The organism is Sporolactobacillus inulinus (assembly GCF_006539285.1).
Classification (GTDB): domain Bacteria; phylum Bacillota; class Bacilli; order Bacillales; family Sporolactobacillaceae; genus Sporolactobacillus; species Sporolactobacillus inulinus.
Window position 1 is genome coordinate 19,450 of sequence record NZ_BJMS01000022.1, and the last position, 19,954, is coordinate 39,403.

At 45.3% G+C, this 19,954-nt stretch carries 20 protein-coding genes; 11 read left to right on the forward strand and 9 right to left on the reverse strand.

Features of this window, described 5'->3' with window-relative positions; all coding sequences use genetic code 11:
• Nucleotides 1-335 precede the first annotated feature (335 nt).
• Entirely contained in the window at nucleotides 336-1,502 is a 1,167-nt protein-coding gene (locus SIN01_RS04395; protein ID WP_010026142.1) for an FtsW/RodA/SpoVE family cell cycle protein, read from the forward strand.
• A gap of 157 nt (nucleotides 1,503-1,659) precedes the next feature.
• Nucleotides 1,660-2,400 carry a bis(5'-nucleosyl)-tetraphosphatase PrpE gene (gene prpE, locus SIN01_RS04400; RefSeq protein ID WP_010024686.1) on the forward strand — a complete coding sequence of 247 codons (741 nt, stop codon included), beginning with the start codon at nucleotides 1,660-1,662 and terminating at the stop codon, nucleotides 2,398-2,400.
• On the opposite strand, the gene SIN01_RS04405 is transcribed toward prpE, so the two are convergent.
• The 3 genes from SIN01_RS04405 to yjbM all read right to left on the reverse strand — a co-directional run bounded on the left by SIN01_RS04405 (nucleotide 2,381) and on the right by yjbM (nucleotide 4,867).
• A complete protein-coding gene (locus tag SIN01_RS04405; RefSeq protein WP_052766809.1) occupies nucleotides 2,381-3,286 on the reverse strand; it encodes an RluA family pseudouridine synthase in 906 nt (301 codons plus the stop codon). The two genes, prpE and SIN01_RS04405, sit on opposite strands and share 20 nt — an antisense overlap.
• A gap of 61 nt (nucleotides 3,287-3,347) precedes the next feature.
• The gene (locus SIN01_RS04410) at nucleotides 3,348-4,187 is read right to left on the reverse strand and encodes an NAD kinase (protein WP_010024690.1); all 840 of its coding nucleotides are present in this window, start codon (nucleotides 4,185-4,187) and stop codon (nucleotides 3,348-3,350) included.
• 53 nt (nucleotides 4,188-4,240) lie between these two features.
• Entirely contained in the window at nucleotides 4,241-4,867 is a 627-nt protein-coding gene (gene yjbM / locus SIN01_RS04415; RefSeq protein ID WP_010024692.1) for a GTP diphosphokinase, read from the reverse strand.
• Nucleotides 4,868-5,030: 163 nt separating this feature from the next.
• Between yjbM and SIN01_RS04420 the strand changes: the two genes are divergently transcribed.
• The 3 genes from SIN01_RS04420 to SIN01_RS14950 are packed head-to-tail and all read left to right on the forward strand — an operon-like array spanning nucleotide 5,031 to nucleotide 6,505.
• Nucleotides 5,031-5,618, forward strand: a complete 588-nt coding sequence (locus tag SIN01_RS04420) for a CYTH domain-containing protein (RefSeq protein WP_029548152.1) — start codon at nucleotides 5,031-5,033, stop codon at nucleotides 5,616-5,618.
• Between the two features lie 7 nt (nucleotides 5,619-5,625).
• Nucleotides 5,626-6,321: a lytic transglycosylase domain-containing protein gene (locus tag SIN01_RS04425; protein ID WP_010024695.1), complete on the forward strand. Its 696-nt coding sequence runs from the start codon at nucleotides 5,626-5,628 to the stop codon at nucleotides 6,319-6,321.
• Nucleotides 6,322-6,337: 16 nt separating this feature from the next.
• A complete protein-coding gene (locus tag SIN01_RS14950) occupies nucleotides 6,338-6,505 on the forward strand; it encodes a hypothetical protein (protein WP_156994722.1) in 168 nt (55 codons plus the stop codon).
• Between the two features lie 67 nt (nucleotides 6,506-6,572).
• On the opposite strand, the gene SIN01_RS04430 is transcribed toward SIN01_RS14950, so the two are convergent.
• Both SIN01_RS04430 and SIN01_RS04435 read right to left on the reverse strand, forming a co-directional pair.
• Nucleotides 6,573-8,267 (reverse strand): M3 family oligoendopeptidase, encoded by a 1,695-nt coding sequence (locus SIN01_RS04430; RefSeq protein WP_010024696.1) that lies wholly within the window; start codon nucleotides 8,265-8,267, stop codon nucleotides 6,573-6,575.
• A 170-nt stretch (nucleotides 8,268-8,437) separates the two neighbouring features.
• Nucleotides 8,438-9,691, reverse strand: coding sequence for an MFS transporter (locus SIN01_RS04435; RefSeq protein ID WP_010024698.1), 1,254 nt, complete (start codon nucleotides 9,689-9,691; stop codon nucleotides 8,438-8,440).
• A 299-nt stretch (nucleotides 9,692-9,990) separates the two neighbouring features.
• On the opposite strand from SIN01_RS04435, the gene SIN01_RS04440 reads away from it, so the two are divergent.
• A complete protein-coding gene (locus SIN01_RS04440) occupies nucleotides 9,991-10,869 on the forward strand; it encodes a LysR family transcriptional regulator (protein WP_010024700.1) in 879 nt (292 codons plus the stop codon).
• Nucleotides 10,870-10,994: 125 nt separating this feature from the next.
• On the opposite strand, the gene SIN01_RS04445 is transcribed toward SIN01_RS04440, so the two are convergent.
• Nucleotides 10,995-11,975 carry a YitT family protein gene (locus tag SIN01_RS04445; protein ID WP_010024702.1) on the reverse strand — a complete coding sequence of 327 codons (981 nt, stop codon included), beginning with the start codon at nucleotides 11,973-11,975 and terminating at the stop codon, nucleotides 10,995-10,997.
• Nucleotides 11,976-12,409: 434 nt separating this feature from the next.
• On the opposite strand from SIN01_RS04445, the gene SIN01_RS04450 reads away from it, so the two are divergent.
• The 5 genes from SIN01_RS04450 to SIN01_RS14960 all read left to right on the forward strand — a co-directional run bounded on the left by SIN01_RS04450 (nucleotide 12,410) and on the right by SIN01_RS14960 (nucleotide 15,572).
• Nucleotides 12,410-13,315: a DsbA family protein gene (locus SIN01_RS04450; protein WP_010024703.1), complete on the forward strand. Its 906-nt coding sequence runs from the start codon at nucleotides 12,410-12,412 to the stop codon at nucleotides 13,313-13,315.
• Nucleotides 13,316-13,487: 172 nt separating this feature from the next.
• Nucleotides 13,488-14,717, forward strand: coding sequence for a DNA polymerase IV (locus tag SIN01_RS04455; protein ID WP_010024704.1), 1,230 nt, complete (start codon nucleotides 13,488-13,490; stop codon nucleotides 14,715-14,717).
• A complete protein-coding gene (locus tag SIN01_RS04460) occupies nucleotides 14,714-15,079 on the forward strand; it encodes a YhjD family protein (protein WP_010024706.1) in 366 nt (121 codons plus the stop codon). The genes SIN01_RS04455 and SIN01_RS04460 overlap by 4 nt, the downstream gene beginning before the upstream one ends.
• Nucleotides 15,080-15,149: 70 nt before the next feature.
• On the forward strand, nucleotides 15,150-15,320 hold the full coding sequence (locus tag SIN01_RS14955) for a hypothetical protein (protein WP_156994723.1): 171 nt from the start codon (nucleotides 15,150-15,152) through the stop codon (nucleotides 15,318-15,320).
• 81 nt (nucleotides 15,321-15,401) lie between these two features.
• Nucleotides 15,402-15,572, forward strand: a complete 171-nt coding sequence (locus tag SIN01_RS14960; RefSeq protein WP_170214995.1) for a hypothetical protein — start codon at nucleotides 15,402-15,404, stop codon at nucleotides 15,570-15,572.
• 11 nt (nucleotides 15,573-15,583) lie between these two features.
• Here SIN01_RS14960 and pepF read toward each other — a convergent pair whose 3' ends face one another.
• The 3 genes from pepF to mecA form a co-directional block, all read right to left on the reverse strand.
• Nucleotides 15,584-17,398, reverse strand: a complete 1,815-nt coding sequence (gene pepF, locus SIN01_RS04465) for an oligoendopeptidase F (protein ID WP_010024537.1) — start codon at nucleotides 17,396-17,398, stop codon at nucleotides 15,584-15,586.
• 76 nt (nucleotides 17,399-17,474) lie between these two features.
• Nucleotides 17,475-18,701, reverse strand: a complete 1,227-nt coding sequence (locus SIN01_RS04470) for a competence protein CoiA (RefSeq protein ID WP_010024535.1) — start codon at nucleotides 18,699-18,701, stop codon at nucleotides 17,475-17,477.
• A 444-nt stretch (nucleotides 18,702-19,145) separates the two neighbouring features.
• Nucleotides 19,146-19,847: an adaptor protein MecA gene (gene mecA / locus SIN01_RS04475; protein ID WP_010026367.1), complete on the reverse strand. Its 702-nt coding sequence runs from the start codon at nucleotides 19,845-19,847 to the stop codon at nucleotides 19,146-19,148.
• Nucleotides 19,848-19,954: the final 107 nt, after the last annotated feature.

Consider the following 19,954-nt stretch of genomic DNA (forward strand, 5'->3'; position numbering starts at 1 on the left):
CAAACCTCCCTGTATCCCTTCAGTCCAAACGTTATTATATCATGAAAGCGTGCGCGCGTCCCTTTCGCACTCGCGCTCGGTCCCCGTATTACGTCAAGAGGCGTAGCAGCTGATTTGTGATCATGAAAAAATCCACGAAATTTTCTTCGTTTATCGGATACAAAATCGCGAACAGAGACGAATGTTTTTAATTAGCAATGATACGGTGTGCCCTTAATGACTTCATTTCACCATTTTGTTTCTTTTTTATCCGCTTTACGCTATCATGATTAGGGATTACCAAAACGGCTAAGTACCATAGTTGAGATCTATTATAAAGAAGAAGGATTAAATTCATGTTAAATCGAGATTCTCTAGCTAAAATAGACTACACACTGTTTTTTATTGTATTCTTGCTTGCTTGCATCAGCTATATTTCCATCTCCATGGCGTCGTTGAAATCAGGTGCTCCCGCTGTCGGATTGGCGTATCGTCAGGTGATCTGGTATGTTTTCAGTACTATGATTGCTGTAGCAATTATGTTCTTTGACTATGAACGTTTGAAACGCATGCACTGGATCTTTTATGGAATCGGCATGTTTCTGCTCATCGGGCTCACTTTCGCTCAACTCGGATTGCCCATTCCTATGATTGATAAGTCGCACGGGGCGACAAGCTGGTATGCGATGCCTGGGATCGGGCAACTCCAGCCCTCTGAGTTCATGAAACTATTTATGATTGTCTCGATTGCGACGACGATTGACAAGCATAATGAAGTTTATTCCATCCGTGGTTTACGAGAAGACCTGCTGCTGCTCGGTAAAATTGCGCTGGTTTCCTTTCCGCCTTTTATTCTCGTGTTTATTCAGCCTGACCTTGGAACAGCGTTAGTCATGTTCAGCATTATTCTTTCAATGACAATCGTCAGCGGCATTAACTGGAAAATAATCGTTTCAATTCTGACAACACTGACGGCAGGTCTTGCATTCTTCGCAATCAGCTGGTTTCATTTTCCAACGGTCATAAACTTTTTCCTGAAATCGCACCAGAAGGGTCGTTTTCTGGCGTGGCAGGATCCGGAACGCTATTCAATGGATGAAGGCTATCAGCTTCTTCAATCAATGAAATCAATTGGATCAGGAGAATTTTTTAATCATCAATTTAATTCAGCGATTGTCTTCCCAGAATCATACAATGACTTTATTTTTGCTGTGATCGGCGGCTCATTTGGTTTTGTCGGTGCAGTAACCGTTATTTTGCTGTTCTTTCTGTTAATTTCGCGTGTGATCAAGGCCGGAGCAGAAACGCATGATCCGTTTGGCGGCTATATCTGTACAGGAATCGTTGGCATGATCATGTTTCAGGTCTTCGAAAACATCGGGATGACGATTCAAGTCATGCCGGTCACCGGGATCACACTTCCTTTTCTCAGTTATGGGGGAAGTTCACTGCTCTCCAGTATGATCTGTATCGGTTTGGTGCAAAGCATCCGCCTTCAAACGCAAAAATTTATGTTCTCCTAAACAGCCGCGCGCGGCTGTTTTTTAATAAAGAAATCAAGTACATGGCTTTGAACTTGCTGAAGGGAACTTCCGACTTTTCTGATACAGAAATCAAACTTATGAAGCAGGCGCAATTGGAGAAAATAGGAGAGAAGGCTCGATACGGAGGATGAGGGATATGTACGACGTAATTGGTGATGTTCATGGTTGTTATCGGGAGTTTGTTCGTCTCACAGAGAAGCTCGGCTATCAGTGGACGCAGCATCTGCCCATTCATCCCAATCGGCGAAAGCTGGTGTTTGTCGGTGATATTGCCGACCGCGGTCCGGATTCTCTGAAAATGATCCGGACCGTCGTTGATTTGGTCGATCATGAGCTTGCTTTGTATGTGCCTGGCAATCATTGCGATAAACTTTATCGCTACTTAATTGGCCGCCGCGTTCAAGTTGCCCATGGACTTGAAACAACGGTTCACGAGTTGGAACAGCTGGACAGGCAATCGTACAAAGAAATAGCGGAACAATTTCAGAAGCTGTACCAGAAAGCGCCGCTGATCTTGTATCTTGATCAGCAGCGCTTGGTGGTCTGTCATGCCGGCATCAGGCAGCAGGATCTCTTTAAACCGATAAACAAGAAAATCAAAAGTTTTGCGCTCTATGGCGACGTGACCGGAAAAAAGGATGCGAACGGTCTTCCTGAACGTCGCGACTGGGCGGCCTATTACCACGGTGAAGCGCTGATTGCTTATGGACATACGCCCGTCATGCGTCCGCGTTGGAAAAATAATACAGTTAATTTAGACACTGGATGCGTCTTTGGTGGCCAATTAAGTGCACTGCGCTATCCGGAAATGGAGCTAGTCTCTGTGGACTCAACCATGCCGCGCCTTCCAGAGCGTTTTAGATTTTTTCCAGATTGATCGGTTCATGCATCAGGCGCAGCATATCCCCCGGGCATTGCTGGTGCACATGCATCAGCTTCCCTGTAAATGGATGAATAAATGATACTTCAAAACTGTGCAGTGCCTGCCGGTTGATCAGCGTCAACGGGCCACCATATAAGTCGTCGCCAAGCAACGGATGGCCAATTGAAGCAAAATGCACGCGAATCTGATGGGTTCGTCCGGTTTGCAGACGGACAGCAACCAGTGTCCAATCCGCCGATCGCTGTAACACTTTGTAATGCGTGATCGCGCGCCGCCCTTCGCGCCAATCGACACATCGCTCAATCGCGCTCCCTTCTTTCCGACCGATTGGCGCGTCAATCACGCCCTGATCTTGATCGATCGTCCCTTGCACGCAGGCAAGATATCTGCGATGAATTTCTCTTTTTTTCTGCATTTTAAAAAACCGCTCATGACTGAACCGATTTTTCGCAACCAGCATCAAGCCTGACGTATTACGGTCCAGCCGATTGATGATATGAACCGTTGACGCCAAATTCTGCGCATGAAAATAATAAAGCAGCCCATTTGCTAAGGTTCCCGACGGATACAGCTGTGAGGGAATCACCGGGATACCCGCCGGTTTATTGACAATTAGCACAACGTCGTCTTCATAAACAAGATCAAGCGGCAACTCATCTTCTGCCAGAAACGCGCTAGGCGTCTCTGGAGGAAAAATAATTTTCAATTTTTCGCCTTCCTGAAGGACATGACGGACGGAACGTTCTTGTCCATCCACAAGCAGTTTACCGCCTTTGTATTTAATCGCCGATAAGGCGCGCCTTGAAATACGGATTTCTTTTTTTAAATAGTCACGCATGATCATGCCGTGTTCTGATGCACTCATGATTTTCTCAATCATAAAACACTTTTCCATGACAACCGGAACAAGGTTCCTCATTCACGTCCTTATCTTCTAAAGTTTAACCAATAAACGAGTCGCGAACGCGCCGCCAGAACGGGAACGGACGGAAACGAGCAAAACGAATCCTTTCTTCCGCTACACCGAATTCAATTTTTTTCACATCCTCATGCACACGCGACAAATGATCGACGGAAAGGGTAAACGCTCGATCGGCAACCGGCATAACCTGACAGCGATGGTGCTGCGGCAAGATTAGCGGTGAACCCACCGTACGAAAAACGCGATTATTAATGGATGCGATTTCCGTCAGCTGAATTGAGGGCAATGAAGGATGAACCAGCGCACCGGACAATCCTTTGTTATATGCGGTCGATCCGGTCGGTGTTGAAAAACACAACCCATCTCCCCGAAAGCTTTCAAACTTCTCACCTTTGATCAAAACATCCGCAACGAGCAAACCCGAAGCGCTGCGTACCGTGCATTCATTGAGCGCCAGCAGATCGTCCGGTTTCGCGTTGTCGCTATAATGCACACCGATATGCAGCAGCGGATATTCCACCAAGTCAAAGCTCTTTCCAATGATCGCTTCGACCAATCCGTCTACTTCTCCCGAGGTCCAGTCTGCATAGAAACCTAAATGCCCGGTATGTACGCCTACAAAAGCAGTCGTGTTCAAACGATGCGTATAGGTGTGAAACGCATGTAGAAGTGTCCCATCGCCGCCAATTGAAATCACTAAATCCGGTTCATTCTCGTCATAAATCATTTGCTTTGCTTTTAGTTGATCCAGTATTTGCCTATGTAATTCAGATGATAATGGATCGTCTTTGTATTCAATCGCAAACTTTTTTAAACTTCCTGCGGGAACATTTCTTATATGAAGCGCTGAATCACTCATTTTCTGTGAACTCCTTCCTATTTGCTTAGTACGGAAGCCTCTTTAGCCCTGATTCACGACTCCTGTTCGCTATTTTTCTGATTAAAGCGCAGCTGAGCCACCTGAATTTCATCGCGAATCTGCGACATTTCTTCATCAAGTCGAAAAGCAGCTTCAGCCGCTCGCAGCAATCTTTTTTTCACGTCTGTCGGAATTTTGCCATTATATTTATAATTCAATGAGTGCTCAATTGTTGCCCAGAAATTCATCGCCAGCGTGCGGACTTGAATTTCAACAAGAATTTTCTTCTCTCCGCTTACCGTCTGAACCGGATACTGAACGACTACATGGTAGGAGCGGTAGCCACTCTTTTTCTTTTCGCTAATGTAATCACGTTCTTCCACAACGATAAGATCGGTACGGCTTCGGATCAGTTCAACCACCCGGCGAATGTCGTCGACAAATTGACACATCACACGAATGCCCGCCAAATCCTGCATCTGCGTGTTGAGTTGCGTCAAGGGAATCCTCTTGCGCCGAGCTTTTTCAATGATACTTGGTATTGGTTTCACACGACCAGTGACAAATTCGATCGGCGTATTTTCTGAGGTTACTTCATATAATTCACGGTAACCGCGTAGTTTCACTTTGAGTTCATCAACTGCCTGTTTGTAAGGCGCCAGAAAAATCTCCCACTCCATTTCGATCACTCCATCTCGTCCAAAACAAGAACAACATACGTTCAAATGTTGCGCTCTCTGCCCGAAAATGAGCAGCTCTCAGTTGTTTCTTCCCCCCCATTATGTCATAATTTAGAAGAAGTTACGAATTTATGTGATCGATTTGAAGGCGGGAAATAACGCGATGAGTCACGAATTAGAAATTGAATATAAAAATATGCTGACGGCTGAGGAATTCACCAAACTCTGCACAGCATTTAAAAAAGACGAACCATCCTTCTTTAAACAAATAAATTACTATTTTGATACACCGACTTCCGCCTTGAAAAATAAGCAAACGGTACTGCGCATCCGTGAAAGCGGCGGAACACATGACTTCACCCTAAAGCAGCCTCATAACGGGGTGATTCTGGAGACACACCAGCAGCTGAGCGACGAAGACAGCCGTTCAATGATTCAGTTAGGGGTTGTCCCGTCAGGAGAAATTGAACAGGCCATTACTCAAATCGGCGTCGATGTTGATCAGCTTGTTCTTATCGGCGAACTGACGACAAAACGCTGCCAGTTCCCCTATCAGTCCGGAGAACTCTTTCTCGACCACAGCGTCTACCTTGACCACAATGATTATGAATTAGAATTTGAAGCTGCGGATGCACAATCCGGACCATCTGTTTTTGACGCTTTGCTGCACACCTTTGCGATTCCACGCAGGCCCTCACAAAGCAAAATGATGCGCCTGAATCAAGCCATTAAAGCCAGAAGAGGGAGCTGAGAGAATAATGGCCGTCAATCCAAGTACAATGGCACAACTGTTGTCCTTGTCACTCTATTCCGGAATTCAAAGTCAATCATCCGATCAGCAATCACCTTTTTCCAGTACGGATCATGATGCTGCGCAGTTATTCGGTTCGCTGCTCACAATGATGATGAACGGCTCCTATTCAAACAGCAGTTCGGGTCGCTCGATCCCCTCCGAACGTTCTTCATCTGCTTCGTCCCTTTCAAGCACAAATACGGATCAGATGCTGTGGCAACAATTAGCCGATACGCTTCCGACGCGGAACATCACGGATTCTTTAAAAAAATCAAATTCAGATTATGACGTGATCATCCAAGAGATGAGCGCAAAATATTCCGTGCCTGCACCGCTAATTCGCTCAGTTATCGATACGGAATCCGGGGGAAATCCAAATGCAACCAGTTCATCTGGAGCAATGGGCCTGATGCAGCTGATGCCGGGTACAGCAGCCGAGTTGGGGGTTACAAACCCTTACGACCCTGCACAAAACATCGAAGCCGGCACTCGTTATCTGAGTCACTTGATCAAGCGCTACAACGGGGATGACCGCTTGGCGCTCGCTGCTTATAATGCTGGCTCAGGAGCTGTACAAAAATACGGAGGCGTTCCTCCATTTCCTGAAACTCAGACTTATGTCAGCAAAGTGCTGAATAAGGCTCAACAAACCTATGGATGAAGGGCGGTAGCCAATCATGGATGATGAAAGACTGAAAGCAATTGAAACCAAGCTGTCTGCCATTGAAAAGGAGCTTCACGAATTAAATGAAGCGAAACAAAGGCCGTTCGTTGATCCGAATACCGTATGGGCATTGATCCCTATTGCTGCAATCATCATGTGGGGCCTTCAAGGACTTTTCTGACCATCTTATTGCTAGAAAACACCCTCGAATCCAATGGATTCGAGGGTGTTTCTTTAAAGACATCCTTTTAATAGCTGCTGTCGTCGACTTGATCGAGCCAATCGGTCACAGATGTGACAACCGACGCAACACAGCCCGCTTTGAACGGCGATTCTAATCCGGCCGTCTTCACGAGCTCCAAGAAAGACTTGCTTCCGCCCTGCTTGCACAGGTTTAAATAGTCCTTCCATGCCGCATCATAATCTTCCTGTGATTTCTTCCAAAATTCAAACGCACATACTTGGGCCAAAGTGTAGTCAATATAATAGAATGGCGATTCATAAATATGACCTTGACGCTGCCAGAAACCGCCCTTTTCCAAGAATTCAATCCCGTCATAGTCACGATCCGGCAAATATTTTTTCTCAATCTCCTTCCACGCTTGTTTCCGCTCGGCCGGGGTCATTTCCGGGTGCTCGTAAACGACATGCTGGAATTCATCAACACTCACCCCATAAGGAAGGAACAGAAGTGCATCGCTTAGATGTGAGAATCTCCTCTTGTTCGCATCCTCTTTGAAGAACAGATCCATCCACGGCCAGGTAAAGAATTCCATACTCATCGAATGAATTTCAGCCCCTTCAAATGTTGGCCAGCGATATTCCGGAATCTCTGTGCGTGTCGTATAAACCTGAAATGCGTGTCCGGCTTCATGAGTCAGCACGTCAATATCACCAGCTGTGCCGTTAAAGTTCGAAAAAATAAATGGCGAGTCATAGTCAAAAATATATTCACAATAACCGCCGCCCGCTTTTCCTTTAGTTGCCAGAAGATCCATCAGATGATGGTCCAGCATGAATTGGTAAAACGTTCCTGTCTCCGGCGAAAGTTCCGCGTACATTCTCTTTCCATTTTCAATAATCCACTCTGAATTTCCCTTTGGAACAGCATTTCCTGTGGTGAATTGATACGGAACATCGTAATAGTATAATTGATCCGTACCAATCCGTTTGCGCTGCCGCTCATAAAGCTTACTTGCCGCCGGCACGACATATTTGCGAATCTGTTCGCGATAATTCTTGACCATCTCGCGGTCATAACCGATACGCGCCATTCTGTAGTAGCTCAGATCGGCATAGTTTGAAAAACCGAGCTTCCGGGCAATCTCCGTCCGAATCTTCACCAACTGATCATAGATCTCATCAAAGGCTTGTTCATGCTCGGCAAAATAACCGAAATAAGCTTCAAGTGCCGCCTTTCTTTCTTTACGATCGGCAGATTGTTGGAAAGGCGTGAGCTGAGCCAGCGTCCGTTCCTCGCCCTTAAATGGAATCTTCGCAGCGGCAATTAGCTTGGTGTACTTGGAAGTCCACTTATTTTCCTGCTGCATCAGCGGAATCACTTCAGGGGAAAAGCTTTTAAGCTGCGCTTCGGCAAGTGCAAAAAGCTGTTTTCCCCATTTTTTCTCCAACTCTGCGCGAAATGGCGAGTCAAGCAGCAGTCTATAGAACTCTGTCGTCTTCCCTTCAAAAATCGGCATGGTTTCATCAGCAAAGTCATTTTCCTTTTTATAAAAGGGATCCTCTGTATTGATGGTATGCCGAATTCCAACAAGCTGGAACATGGTATCCAAATGCTTGCGCATACGATTGATCTCTCGAGCCGCACAAAGCGCATCCTCTAAGCTTGCAGCATGTTCAAACGCATCAAAAGCCTTGCGGAATGCCTCTTCATAGTTTGCGACATCCGGGCGCTCATACTTATAATCTTCAAACACCGTCACTGCAAAACCACCCCTTTTTCCATTCCTTCTCTTCTTTCCATATCTTAACTATTATATAAAGAAAAATGAGCAACCTCAAATTTCAGACGCATCGCCACAATTTACACAAAAAAACCGATGCTGCTTTATTGATCGGTGCAGCACCGGTTTCGCATGTTCAAGACGAGTAATCAGATATGTTGGCCTGCCATGCTGTGACGGTGATTGTGATGATGCCGGCGATAGCGGTGACATGCTCCATTCAGCACCATTCTCCGTACAAAGTAGCAAAGCGTCATCCCGATGGTACATAACAGTGCTATTGCAATAACCAAGCCCGTCCATCCGTACCATTCAAGGAATAATCCGCCAACAGATCCAACCACGCTGGAGCCCACATAATAGAACAGCAGATACAGCGAAGAAGATTGCGCCTTCTCACGCCGATTTGCCAGGATACCAACCCAGCTGCTGGCCACCGAATGTCCGCCAAAGAAGCCAAACGTAAACATCGCCAATCCGAAAATTTTAACAGCCAGGAGCGGCGACATTGTAAGCGCTAGCCCGCAGATCATCATGATCAGGCAGAGACCAATCACCCCGGAACGGCTCATATGATCGGACAATCGGCCCATCCAAGTGGAACTGAATGTTCCAACAAGAAAGATAACAAAAATAAACCCAATCAATGTCTGGCTTAAATTATAGGGTGGCTCCAAAAGCGGGATACCGAAATAATTGTAAATCGTTACGAAACTGCCCATCAGAATAAAACCGATTAAGTATAAGAAAACCAGAGCCGGTGACTCAATATTTTCAAGAAATCCGGCCGTTGTTCGTTTCATCGATCCGTGTCTTGAATCAAAGTGTTTTGATTTTGGGAGCAGGATCATGAACAGCACGCACATGACTAAGTTGAGCAAACCTAATAGAGCAATAGCCGTATTCCAAGAAAAAGCATCACTGAGCGAACCAACAATTAAGCGCCCGGCTAATCCGCCCAGACTGTTGCCGCTAACATAAATGCCAATCACATAACCGAGTACCTTCTTATCAAATTCTTCGTTTATATAAGCCATCGCAATGGACGGGTAGCCTGCAAGCAGAGCGCCCTGAACAAAGCGAACCGCAATTAAAAGCGGCAAGTTCTGAATAAAGCCAACGGTGATTGAAAGAAATGCAGACGACACAAGAGCAAGAATCATAACTCGCTTTCGATCATACATACCTGAGGTAAACGAGACAAATAATAGGAAGAGGGCCAATGCACCGGTTGCAGCAGACAAAGACAAACTTGCTGCAGCCGGCGGAACGTTAAATTGCGCGGCAATAACAGCAATGACCGGTTGCGTACAATAAAGATCGGCAAACATAATAAAGCTCCCCAAAAATAAAGCCACTAATGTCTTTTTAAAGGCTTTACTTTCAGGCGATATAAAATCCATGTAAAACGACATCCTTTCTGTTTCTGTTTGTAACATTCATACTATGACAATATCGATTCATTGTCTAATAAATTCTGTGAATCGTATTGATGCACAGAACGTGTCAATGAGTGACATGCCGAAAATTGTTTTTCTCGGCAAGATATAAGCGATTTTCCACTGCAACTATGGTACTATATAGGGTACACCTTATAATAAAAAAAGCCGTCAATTTTGTGACGGATTATTTAGGGCCAGAAATAAACAGGAACATTATCCCGTTACGATACTATTTTCCTATATTCTAGGAGTGATCATTCATGGAGTGGCAACAGATTGAATATTTTCAAAAGGTCGCTCAGCTGCAACATATGACGCAAGCGGCGGAAGATCTGTCAATCTCACAACCCGCATTAAGTCGGTCAATTGCCCGGCTGGAAGAAGAACTTGGCATCCCTCTTTTCGAAAGACAGGGAAGAAGCATTATTTTAAATCAGTACGGCAAAGTGCTTTTAAAGCATGTAAACCGAATCCTTAAAGAAATTGACGATACAAAAAAAGAAATACAATCGCTGCTCGATCCTGAGTACGGCGAAGTATCGCTTGGTTTTCTTCACACGCTGGGTGTCAATATGATCCCCAATATCCTCCGCACATTTCAAAAAGAGCATGCAAACATTAAAATTAAACTCTATCAAAACAACAACGTCTCGTTATTGAAGCAGCTTCAAGCAGGCGAAATTGATCTCTGTCTTGTTCATCACTCCTATGAAGACCCGCACATCCAATGGGAAAAATTATGGGATGAAGAATTGTTTCTGATGGTCTCTGCATCGCATCCGCTCGCGCGCCGGGAATCGATTACACTAGATGAACTTCAATCGGAGCCGATGATTGTCCTAAAAGAAGGCTTTGAGCTGCGCAAAATTGCGGACAAACTCTGTCGCAAAGCAAACTTCACACCAAACATCACATTTGAAGGCGAGGAAGTGACGACACTGGCGGGACTGGTTGCCGCAGGACTCGGGGCCGCTCTGATGCCGGATTTAAAGGATATCGACCATAGCAAAGTGGCCAAGATTCATGTTCGCTGGCCGAGCTGTTCGCGCCAGATCGGGCTTTCCTGGTATGAAGATCGACCGCTGTCCCCAGCCGCTGCTCACTTTAAACGTTTTGTCTTTACGCATTATCGAAAATAAAAAAGCGCTTCTTGGCTCAGTAAATGCCAAGAAGCGCTTTTTGGTTATCCTATCAAATCAATAGTAACAGCAGCTTGCATTCGTTTAAGCAGAAGTGCGAGACTGCAATGACTACTCAAATACACTTATTTTACTGCTGATGAATGAAAGAGTTTCTGGAAATGTTCATAATCCTGATATCCTAATGTTTTTTGCACTTTTTGCGTGTGGTCGCCGTGTTTCATCGCCTGAACCGCTCGCTGCTGCTCTTCTGTGTGAAAGGTACCGATGATCTTGTTTGTCTCCAAAATATTTGTGAAGGCATTAGGATCAATTGTTTTAATCAGGCGTTCGATCTTGTAGAGTTCGTAATGGCTGATGACGATCATCAGAGTGGTCTTCTTAGACCCGGTAAACCCGCCGTATGAAGGAATCACCGTCATGCCGCGATCAAATTGATCTTGTATCGCCTTAGTCAGACGCTCTGACTCGCCGGTAACCGTCATAACCGTCAACTTTTGATACTTCGTGTGAATCATGTCGATCACATAGCTGTTTACAAAGCGCGAAATTAATGTATACAGAGCATATTGCCACTCATAGACCACACCCGCAATCACAATAATGATCCCGTTTAAGATCAGAAAGTATTTTCCTGAAGAGGCATTGCGATTACGCCGCGTCAAATAGATCGCGATGATATCCAGCCCACCGGTCGAAATCCCATATTTCAGTGCGACCCCCACTCCAATCGCGGAAATCATGCCGCCAAAAATAGAATTGAGCAGCAAGTCTGAAGACAGTGGGTGTAGCGGCAAAACGGTCAGGAAAAACGATGTTAAGACGACGGTAATGAAACTAAACAACGTAAAGCTCTTTCCTACCTTGAACCATCCCAGAAGAGCAATCGGCATATTCAAGATCAAGACCAGCAAGCCAATGGAAAGATGAATATGTGCGCTGTCAAGCAAAATATCGGAAATCAGTTGGGCTGCGCCGTTGATACCTGCCGCATAAACATGGGCTGGAACAAGAAATAGATTCATGCTCAATGCACACAAAAAAGCAGCACAAACCGCAATCACTAATTTTTTTATTAGTTCTCCAATTGTAACGCCAGGTAGCATCTTGTACTTCCTTCTTCATTTGATTTGATTCACTTATTATTTAGCTCCCTTAATTCCCCGGGTCTCAAATTATAACACCATGAGTATTGGATTCAAGGTTGGAAAACATTTTCCTAATTATTTTATTTGTCGCACTAAATGAATGATTCGGCCATTGATTCAACGTGAAAATAAGTGATTAAAAAGCCCCTGAGTTGCCCTCCACGATCGGAACTTGTTACAATAGATAAAGCTTAAACAGTGCTTTTTTCACACGTGTTTTGTCTGAGTCAATGAATCAAGTTGACGAGAATATCATAAAGGAAGGCTGAATTTAGCAATAATGAATCACGCTATAATGAGAGGGACTACTTCGACTATCGGCAATGCTTGTTTGAGTCCAGCGTCTTTTTTTGAGCCCGTTTATTTAAAATTTCTTCGAGAGGTGGGATTTCATGACACACTTTAATGAAGGAATGACATGTGAGGGAGCACTGGGAAACGAATCCTGTTCCCTAAGAAACGGCAAAACGCGGTCTTTTCAACGCGTCGAGATTCTGATGTTTATTGATCCACTTTGTCCGGAGTGCTGGGGATTTGAACCTTTGCTCAAAAAGTTTCTTTTTCAATATCATAAGTATATTGACTTTCGCATCTTACTGACAACCAATCATGATACGGCAAACTGCTGCCGGTTTCACCAAGCCAAAAAAATTGCTGAGGAATGGGACAAATATGCGCGTCTGACCGGTATGTGCTGCGACAGCGACGTATGGCTTGAAAACCCGCCCTCGCTTTATTCGATTGCCTATGCCATTAAGGCTGCCGAATTTCAAGGGCGCGCGGCAGGTCAAATGTTTCTAAAGCGTGTGCGTGAACAAATCTTTTTGAGAAAACAAGGCTTAAATCAATTTGACGAGCTGCTCAAGGTCGCTCGTCTCGCCGGACTAAATGAACAGGAATTCTCAAGTGACTTTCACTCTTGCCGGCCGCTCAAAGCATTTCAGTGCGATCGTAAATTAGCTAATGAACTGTCCATTACCGAATTGCCGACTCTGGTCTGTTCAACACCATGTAATGATTCAGAAGCCATTAAGGTGAACGGTCATTATCCTTACTCAGTCTATGTACAGATTCTTAGCGAATTATTAAACGAGCGGCCGATCCCCGCCTCGAAGATTCCGCTCAAAGATTATTTTAAACAGCAATTTTTCCTAACCACTCAGGAAGTTGCCGTTATCTATGATCTATCCGAAGACGAGGCGTTAAAAGAATTGCACAAACTGCAGCTGCAACAAGTGATCGAGCCAATTATGTTAAAAACCGGACAATACTGGTCCTATCTTACTCATGCGAACTAAAAGCTGCACATAGAAACTGATCGATCGCCCTGCTTCCATTTGGAAACAGGGTTTTTTCTTGTCTTTCAAACCGCTTATCTCATTATACAGAACATATGTTTTTATTTCCAGTGTTAAAAGAACATTCGTTCGTGTATAATAAATCCATAGTCAATGAATTGAGGTGGTGCAGATGGATCATATAATCTTTCTGATCGATATGCAGACGTTCTATGCTTCTGTTGAAAAGATGGACTTTCCGGAATTTAGGAGCAAACCTTTGATTGTTGCGGGCAACCCAAAGCAGCGTAGCGGCATCGTGCTTGCCGCCTGCCCCATCGCCAAGCAATTCGGCGTGCTGACCGCCGAACCGCTCGGGCAGGCATTGAACAAATGCCCACAGGCCATCGTCCGTCTGCCGCGCATGCAGCGCTATATTAACGTATCTGCCGCAGTGACCCGCTTTCTTCAACACTATACCCATTTGATTGAGCCCTATTCGATCGATGAGCAGTTTATGGATGTGACTTCAAGTCTGAACCTTTTTGGTGATCCGCTGACTATTGCTCAAAAAATCCAACGAGACATGCAGCAGCGCTTCGGGATCTACGCGCGAATTGGAATCGGACCAAATAAAGCACTGGCAAAAATGGCATGCGACCATTTCAGCAAAAAGAATCAAACGGGCATTTCTCTATTAACGAAAAGAAATATGGAAAAAAAATTATGGCCGCTGCCGATCGGTGCACTTTTTGGGGTCGGGCACCGTATGGAACAGCACTTCATCGGGATGGGCATTCGCAAAATCGGCCATCTCGCCCGTTTCCCGGTCGAACTGCTGCGCAAACGCTGGGGCGTGAACGGGGAGTTGCTCTGGCAAACCGCTCATGGATTGGACCCATCTCCAGTCTCGCCAAATACATTTATCGACCAAAAAGCAATCGGACATCATATAACCCTTCCCTATGACTACACCGATCAACAAGCGATTCGTGTCATTCTTCTTGAATTAAGCGAAGAAGTGGCTGCTCGTGCCCGCTCAGAAAGGTATATGGGATGTGTCGTCTCTATAGGCGTGTCCGGTCCCTTTGAGCAGCACAATGGCTTTCATCGCCAAATTCGATTGCCTTATGCAACAAATTTTGGTTTGGACATTTACCATGCGGTTCATCGTCTTTTCAGCGAAAGTTGGGCCCACCAACCCATTCGCGCGGCAGCCGTAACGCTCAGTGATCTTCAAAAAAGCACGGAAACTTTTCAATTGGATCTGTTTGCACGGATTGAAGAAAAAGCAAAGCTGAGTGCTGCAGTGGACCGTATTCACTGCAAGTATGGCAGAACAGCACTCTTTCGCGGTGCATCCCTCCTGCCGGCCAGTCAGCTTCGTGTACGTGCAGGTAAAATTGGGGGTCATTTCAAATGAACGATCATGATGTATTTCTTCCCGCATCGGAAATGAGCAAAGATGAAACCCGTATTGCTGCTGAATACATGCTTCTGCCGCTGATTAAAAGGGCTTTCGTCCATGATCGCAAAGCGCTTGCAGCTTCGGGTGCCAAATTTAAGCACCTTTATTTAGAAGTTCTTGACGACATGACAGAACAGGTCAGAGCAGATCTGATAAAGAATAAACAAGAACTTTTTGACCGCCATATGCAGATGATTCGTCATGACTGGTTCTGCTATGAGGTATATGCACGCGGGCGTTTATTTGAATTGGTCTATCAAAAAAGTGTAGCAATGGATTGGATTTACGAGCGTGTACGCGGTTACCTTAGGCCTTAAGCCCTCCGCTGCATGTTTTCGTACAAGTCGTCATAAGCTTGTTTTAAACAAGCTACGGAGGTTGAACCCGATGAAATTGGTTATGCTCTGTCTTTTGTCCGCAATGGCAGTCCTTTGTTTTGGTTATTTTCTGCTTGGACTGCTGCATTTAGAGTCCCTGTTCTTGTCCGGAATCCTTTTCTTTACCCTTATTTTTTTGATCGTTCGCATGCTCACGTGGAATCAGAAACGCAGCCGCTGAATGGCTTGTAGCTTATAAGAAAAACCAAGCTGTGCTTGGTCCTTTATCTCCAGCCATGTGTGATGGATTCGTGTCTTTTCGGTGCTGAATCGTCGCTTCGGTTACTCGCTTGCCGCGGGCGCACCGCGAGCGCACTATTGCCTGTGGGATCTCCCATGGCTCGTGATCAACAGAGCCGCTCCGCAGGCGGGTTCTTATCTTGCACTAAGCGAACAAGGACTGAAGCAATTTGCTTCAGTCCTTGTTTTTTAATTGTGGTTCAATTAGCTGAAAAGCAAGCGTTCCGTTTCATCAAGAACGTTCGCAAATACATCCATTGCCTGCTGCACCGGTTTCGGTTCAGCCATATTTACGCCTGCTTTTTTAAGAATTTCAATCGGCGATTCCGAACTTCCCGATTTAAGGTAGTTCTTGTAGCGTTCAACAGCCGCTGTCCCTTCCTGAAGAATTTGCGCAGACAGTGCTGAGGCAGCGCTGAATCCCGTTGCATATTGGTAAACATAATAGTTGTAGTAGAAATGCGGGATTCGTGCCCATTCCAGACCGATTTGCGGATCAACAACGATATCCGGTCCAAAATAAGTTTTATTCAAACTGTAATAGGTTTCAGTCAAAAGATCCGCTGTCAGTGCTTCGCCCGCACGCACCTTTTCATGGATGATGTGTTCGAACTCGGCAAACATGGTCTGCCTGAAGACCGTGCCTTTGAAGCCTTCCAACTGATTGTTGAGCAAATACAGTTTTCTTTTCTTATCATCCGTGTGATTGAGCAAATAGTGATTCAGCAATGCTTCGTTGCAGGTGGAAGCTACTTCTGCAACAAAGATCGAGTAATCAGAGTACGGATAAGGTTGGCTGGTGCGTGAATAGTAACTGTGCATCGAATGGCCAAGTTCATGAGCCAGCGTGAACATACTGTCGATGTTATCCTGCCAGTTCAGCAAGATGTACGGCATCGTGCCGTAGCTTCCGCCCGAGTAGCCGCCGCTCCGCTTGTTTTGCGTTTCACGGACATCGATCCAGCGTTTCTTAAATCCGTCTCGAATGCTATCCAAATAGTCTTCACCAAGCGGTGCAAGCGCTTTGAGCACGATTTCTTTTGCCTCATCATAGGTGACCTTGATTTTTGCATTCGGCACCAGCGGCGCATAAAGATCATACATATGCAGCTCATCCACTTGCAATGCTTTCTTACGCAGTGCTACATAGCGGTACATCAATGGCAAATGTTCATGAATCGTTTTAATCAAGTTATCATACACTGCTTCAGGAATATCATTTCGGAACAAAGCAGCTTCACGTGCCGATGTATACTTGCGCGCATTAGCATAGAACGAATCGCGTTTGATTTGTCCGCTCAAAGTGGAAGCGAGTGTATTTTTAAACGCACCGTACGTTTTGTAGACGCCTTCAAACGTATCTTTGCGCACCTGTCTGTTCTCGCTTTCCATAAGCGTGCCGTAGCGACCATGTGTAATTTCAACATCCTGTCCGGCTTCGCCTTTGATCGTCGGAAACTTCAAGTCCGCATTATTCAGCATCCCAAACGTAGTCGATGACGCATCGGTAACCTCTTCAACAGCAGCAAGCAGTGCTTCTTTTTCACTGTCAAGCACATGGGGGCGCGTCCTGATGATTTCGTCAAGTGCATGGCGATAGAGCTGCAATGACGTGCTTCCTTCAACGAATTGATTCAGCCGTTTGGGATCAATTGCCAGAATTTCCGGAACGATAAAGGCCAGCTTGCTGCCGGCAACTGCAGCAAGACTGCTCGCCCGGTCATGAAGAGCCTGAAACGTTGCATTTGCCGTGTTTTCATCATTTTTCATATGTGCATACACATAAACCTTGTACAACAATTCGGTGACTTCATCTTGCTTTTTCAATAATGCATATAAGGAATCGGCTGACTCGCCGATTTTCCCCTTAAACTGTTCGGCTTCAGCGATCAGCTCTTTCACTTTTTCAAAAGCCTGCTCCCAAGCAGCAACACTCGGGTAGATCGCTTCCAAATCCCAAGTTTCTTCAACCGGTATATCCTCTCGTTTTGGGAGGGCGGTCGTTTTCCCTTCAGCCATTGCGGCACCTCCGTATTTCATGTATTTACCAATAATTATATCCTACTTCTTTTTGAACATTTGCGCAAAAATTTGCTTATTCTTTGAGCGGATCATCAAGCAGTGCCGCTTCTAACTGTACCAGCGTTTGGCGATCCTGCTTGAGACATTCAGTGAACGTTGTTTCGTTCACTTGATACGGAAACAAACGATAAGATGCACCGCTCTGTTCAGCAACACGCAAACGTACCAATTGTGTTAAATAGACAGCAATCAGCTGCCCGGCTGTTTTAGTGGGACACAGCGGAAGCGGGCGAAGCGCGAATAAATCAGCAACCCCTCTTCGGCTTGCTTCTTCAAGCATCCGTTCGGGCGTAAACCAATAGCCGGGTTGGATTCGGCCGAGCAAAAGAACCAGCCACATCTGCCAAAGCAAAGGAGGATTCAGAAAATAAACGAACGAATGATGCGGCAAGCCGACATAACTCGGGAACCAAGCAAAGTGCTGACGAAATTGATAGACTTGACTGCGCAAAAGACATTCTTCACGAGTCATCCGCAAAGGACGTGCGAGTCTTTTTCTTTTCTTCATGGTAAGCCAGAGCCGCATAAATGATTTGGGTGAAAAATCGAGATAAGGAGCAAGCAATTGATAGGGCCTGCATTCAGAAAGTGTACAGCAACTTTCCTGGGAAATAAAATAAGTTTTTGACCATGGAGTCAGGCAGGAAGATCGAAGAAAACATTTCGTCGAAGCATTATAAAACCAAATGAAATAGGGTGAAGAAAACGGGTGTTGTGCTGGAGCAGCTCTAGATCGGCGAATCGCCATAGAAACGAAACCAGAGAGACGAATCATGTTTCGTTTGCAGCTGTGATGATGCATACCAATAATCCAAACCGGGGTTATATGTCTGTGAAGATAACCAATTGACCGTTCTGCTAATCGCTTTTCCGCTATCGCGCTGCACTGATACTCAAGCGCTGTCGGTTCGATCCCGGGTAAATACACATCCGGCCTTTGGCGCAGTTCGGGTAAATAGTATTCCAAACGGGGCGCTCTGCCGGCGGAACGGCTCCAATGAAACAGATCATATTTGCCGGCTAGATGCGCCTCTGTCTCAGGTTCATTCTCTACGAGACACGTATGATGCGGGCGATGTGCAAAATGCCAGCGCCGCTTCTCGCCTGCTTTGAGCAGCACGGGAGCATGGCAGATCGGACAACGGAACGACTGATTGCGCAACCGCATTAATTCTTCGCGTGACCCTTCCCTTTCAGCCAGCGAAATACGCTGCGCATCGACTGTTGACGCGATGAGCAAAAAATCACCACCTCTTCTTTTCATGTTACTTTATTCTGCACGCACAGGCTGGACTCCTGCTTCCATGCAGAATCTGCTTGTCTCAGTGTCTTGAAAAAATGATCCCCATTCCTCTCACTTCTGTTTCATTAAGCATTCCGGTCCATAATTAAGTAAAAATAAGCGGAGATTTTTCGGTTATATGCAAAGCAGAGCTCATTTCAGGGGGACATAAGGGGAGGTTTTCCGGTTATGCAAAGGAAAATCCCCCATTTTCACGTTTTTCAGGTTGATAAGCGGAATCTCTCCGTCTATTTACTTCCGCAGGATGTGATGACTTTCGCGTTGCATACAGGACGTATTTATGCCGCTTATCGTTATACCACAAAGCAAAATCACAAACTTCCTTTACCTGTGAAAAAAAGCCTGCCGATGATCGGCAGGCTCGTTTTCAGAGGGAAACGATTATTTAAGCAGAGGAAAGTGCGTCCTAATGGTTTGCAGTGCTTCTGTCTTAATGATTTCTTTTCCATACTCATCGAGTACATACTGTGTAAGATTGGTGTCAAGCCCATACTCCAGCATCTTGCTTAAATCATTATCCTGATCTTCATCAGACAGGCAATCATCAAACGTAACGTTTAAATAGTAGCTGTTCTTGTATGCATAAAGTGCGGTATCCATCGCCTCATGAGCCGGAAAAGCATGGCTCAAAGCGATCAAATTCTCAAAATCGGCAAATCCGATTATAAATGAAATCGGCTGATCATCCTGAAAAGCATCGTCTTCTGAATGATCAAGCTCCTCATCCTTGTTTTCGGACACCTTGGCCCGGTTTGAATTCTGATCGGCGTCATGGTCGTTAATTGGTATGTCCAGATGTTTGTCATCTGATAGCGGCAATTGAAGATTGGATCCATCTTTCGAAATCTGTGCACGAGTCACAATAATTTCCATACCCTTTTCCAAGGCTTGAACCTGAATCCAAAGCGGACCTTCAAGTGAAAAAGATTCTTGAGTGTGTGCTTCATCCATCATTTGCCAAAAGAGTTCTTCACTTCGATCGCGGTTATACCATATCTCCTCACGATCAAAGCCAAGATCCTCAATATCCAAATAACTGATATAGAACTTCAGCGTATTTTCATTAATCCGTTCGATTTTCACTGCGATCTCTCCCTTCTTTATCAATAGGTATGGGAGTGACAACTGCCGATAGGACAACATGTATCCTGTACCTCTATTGTATGATAAAACGTCCACCATGGAAATAA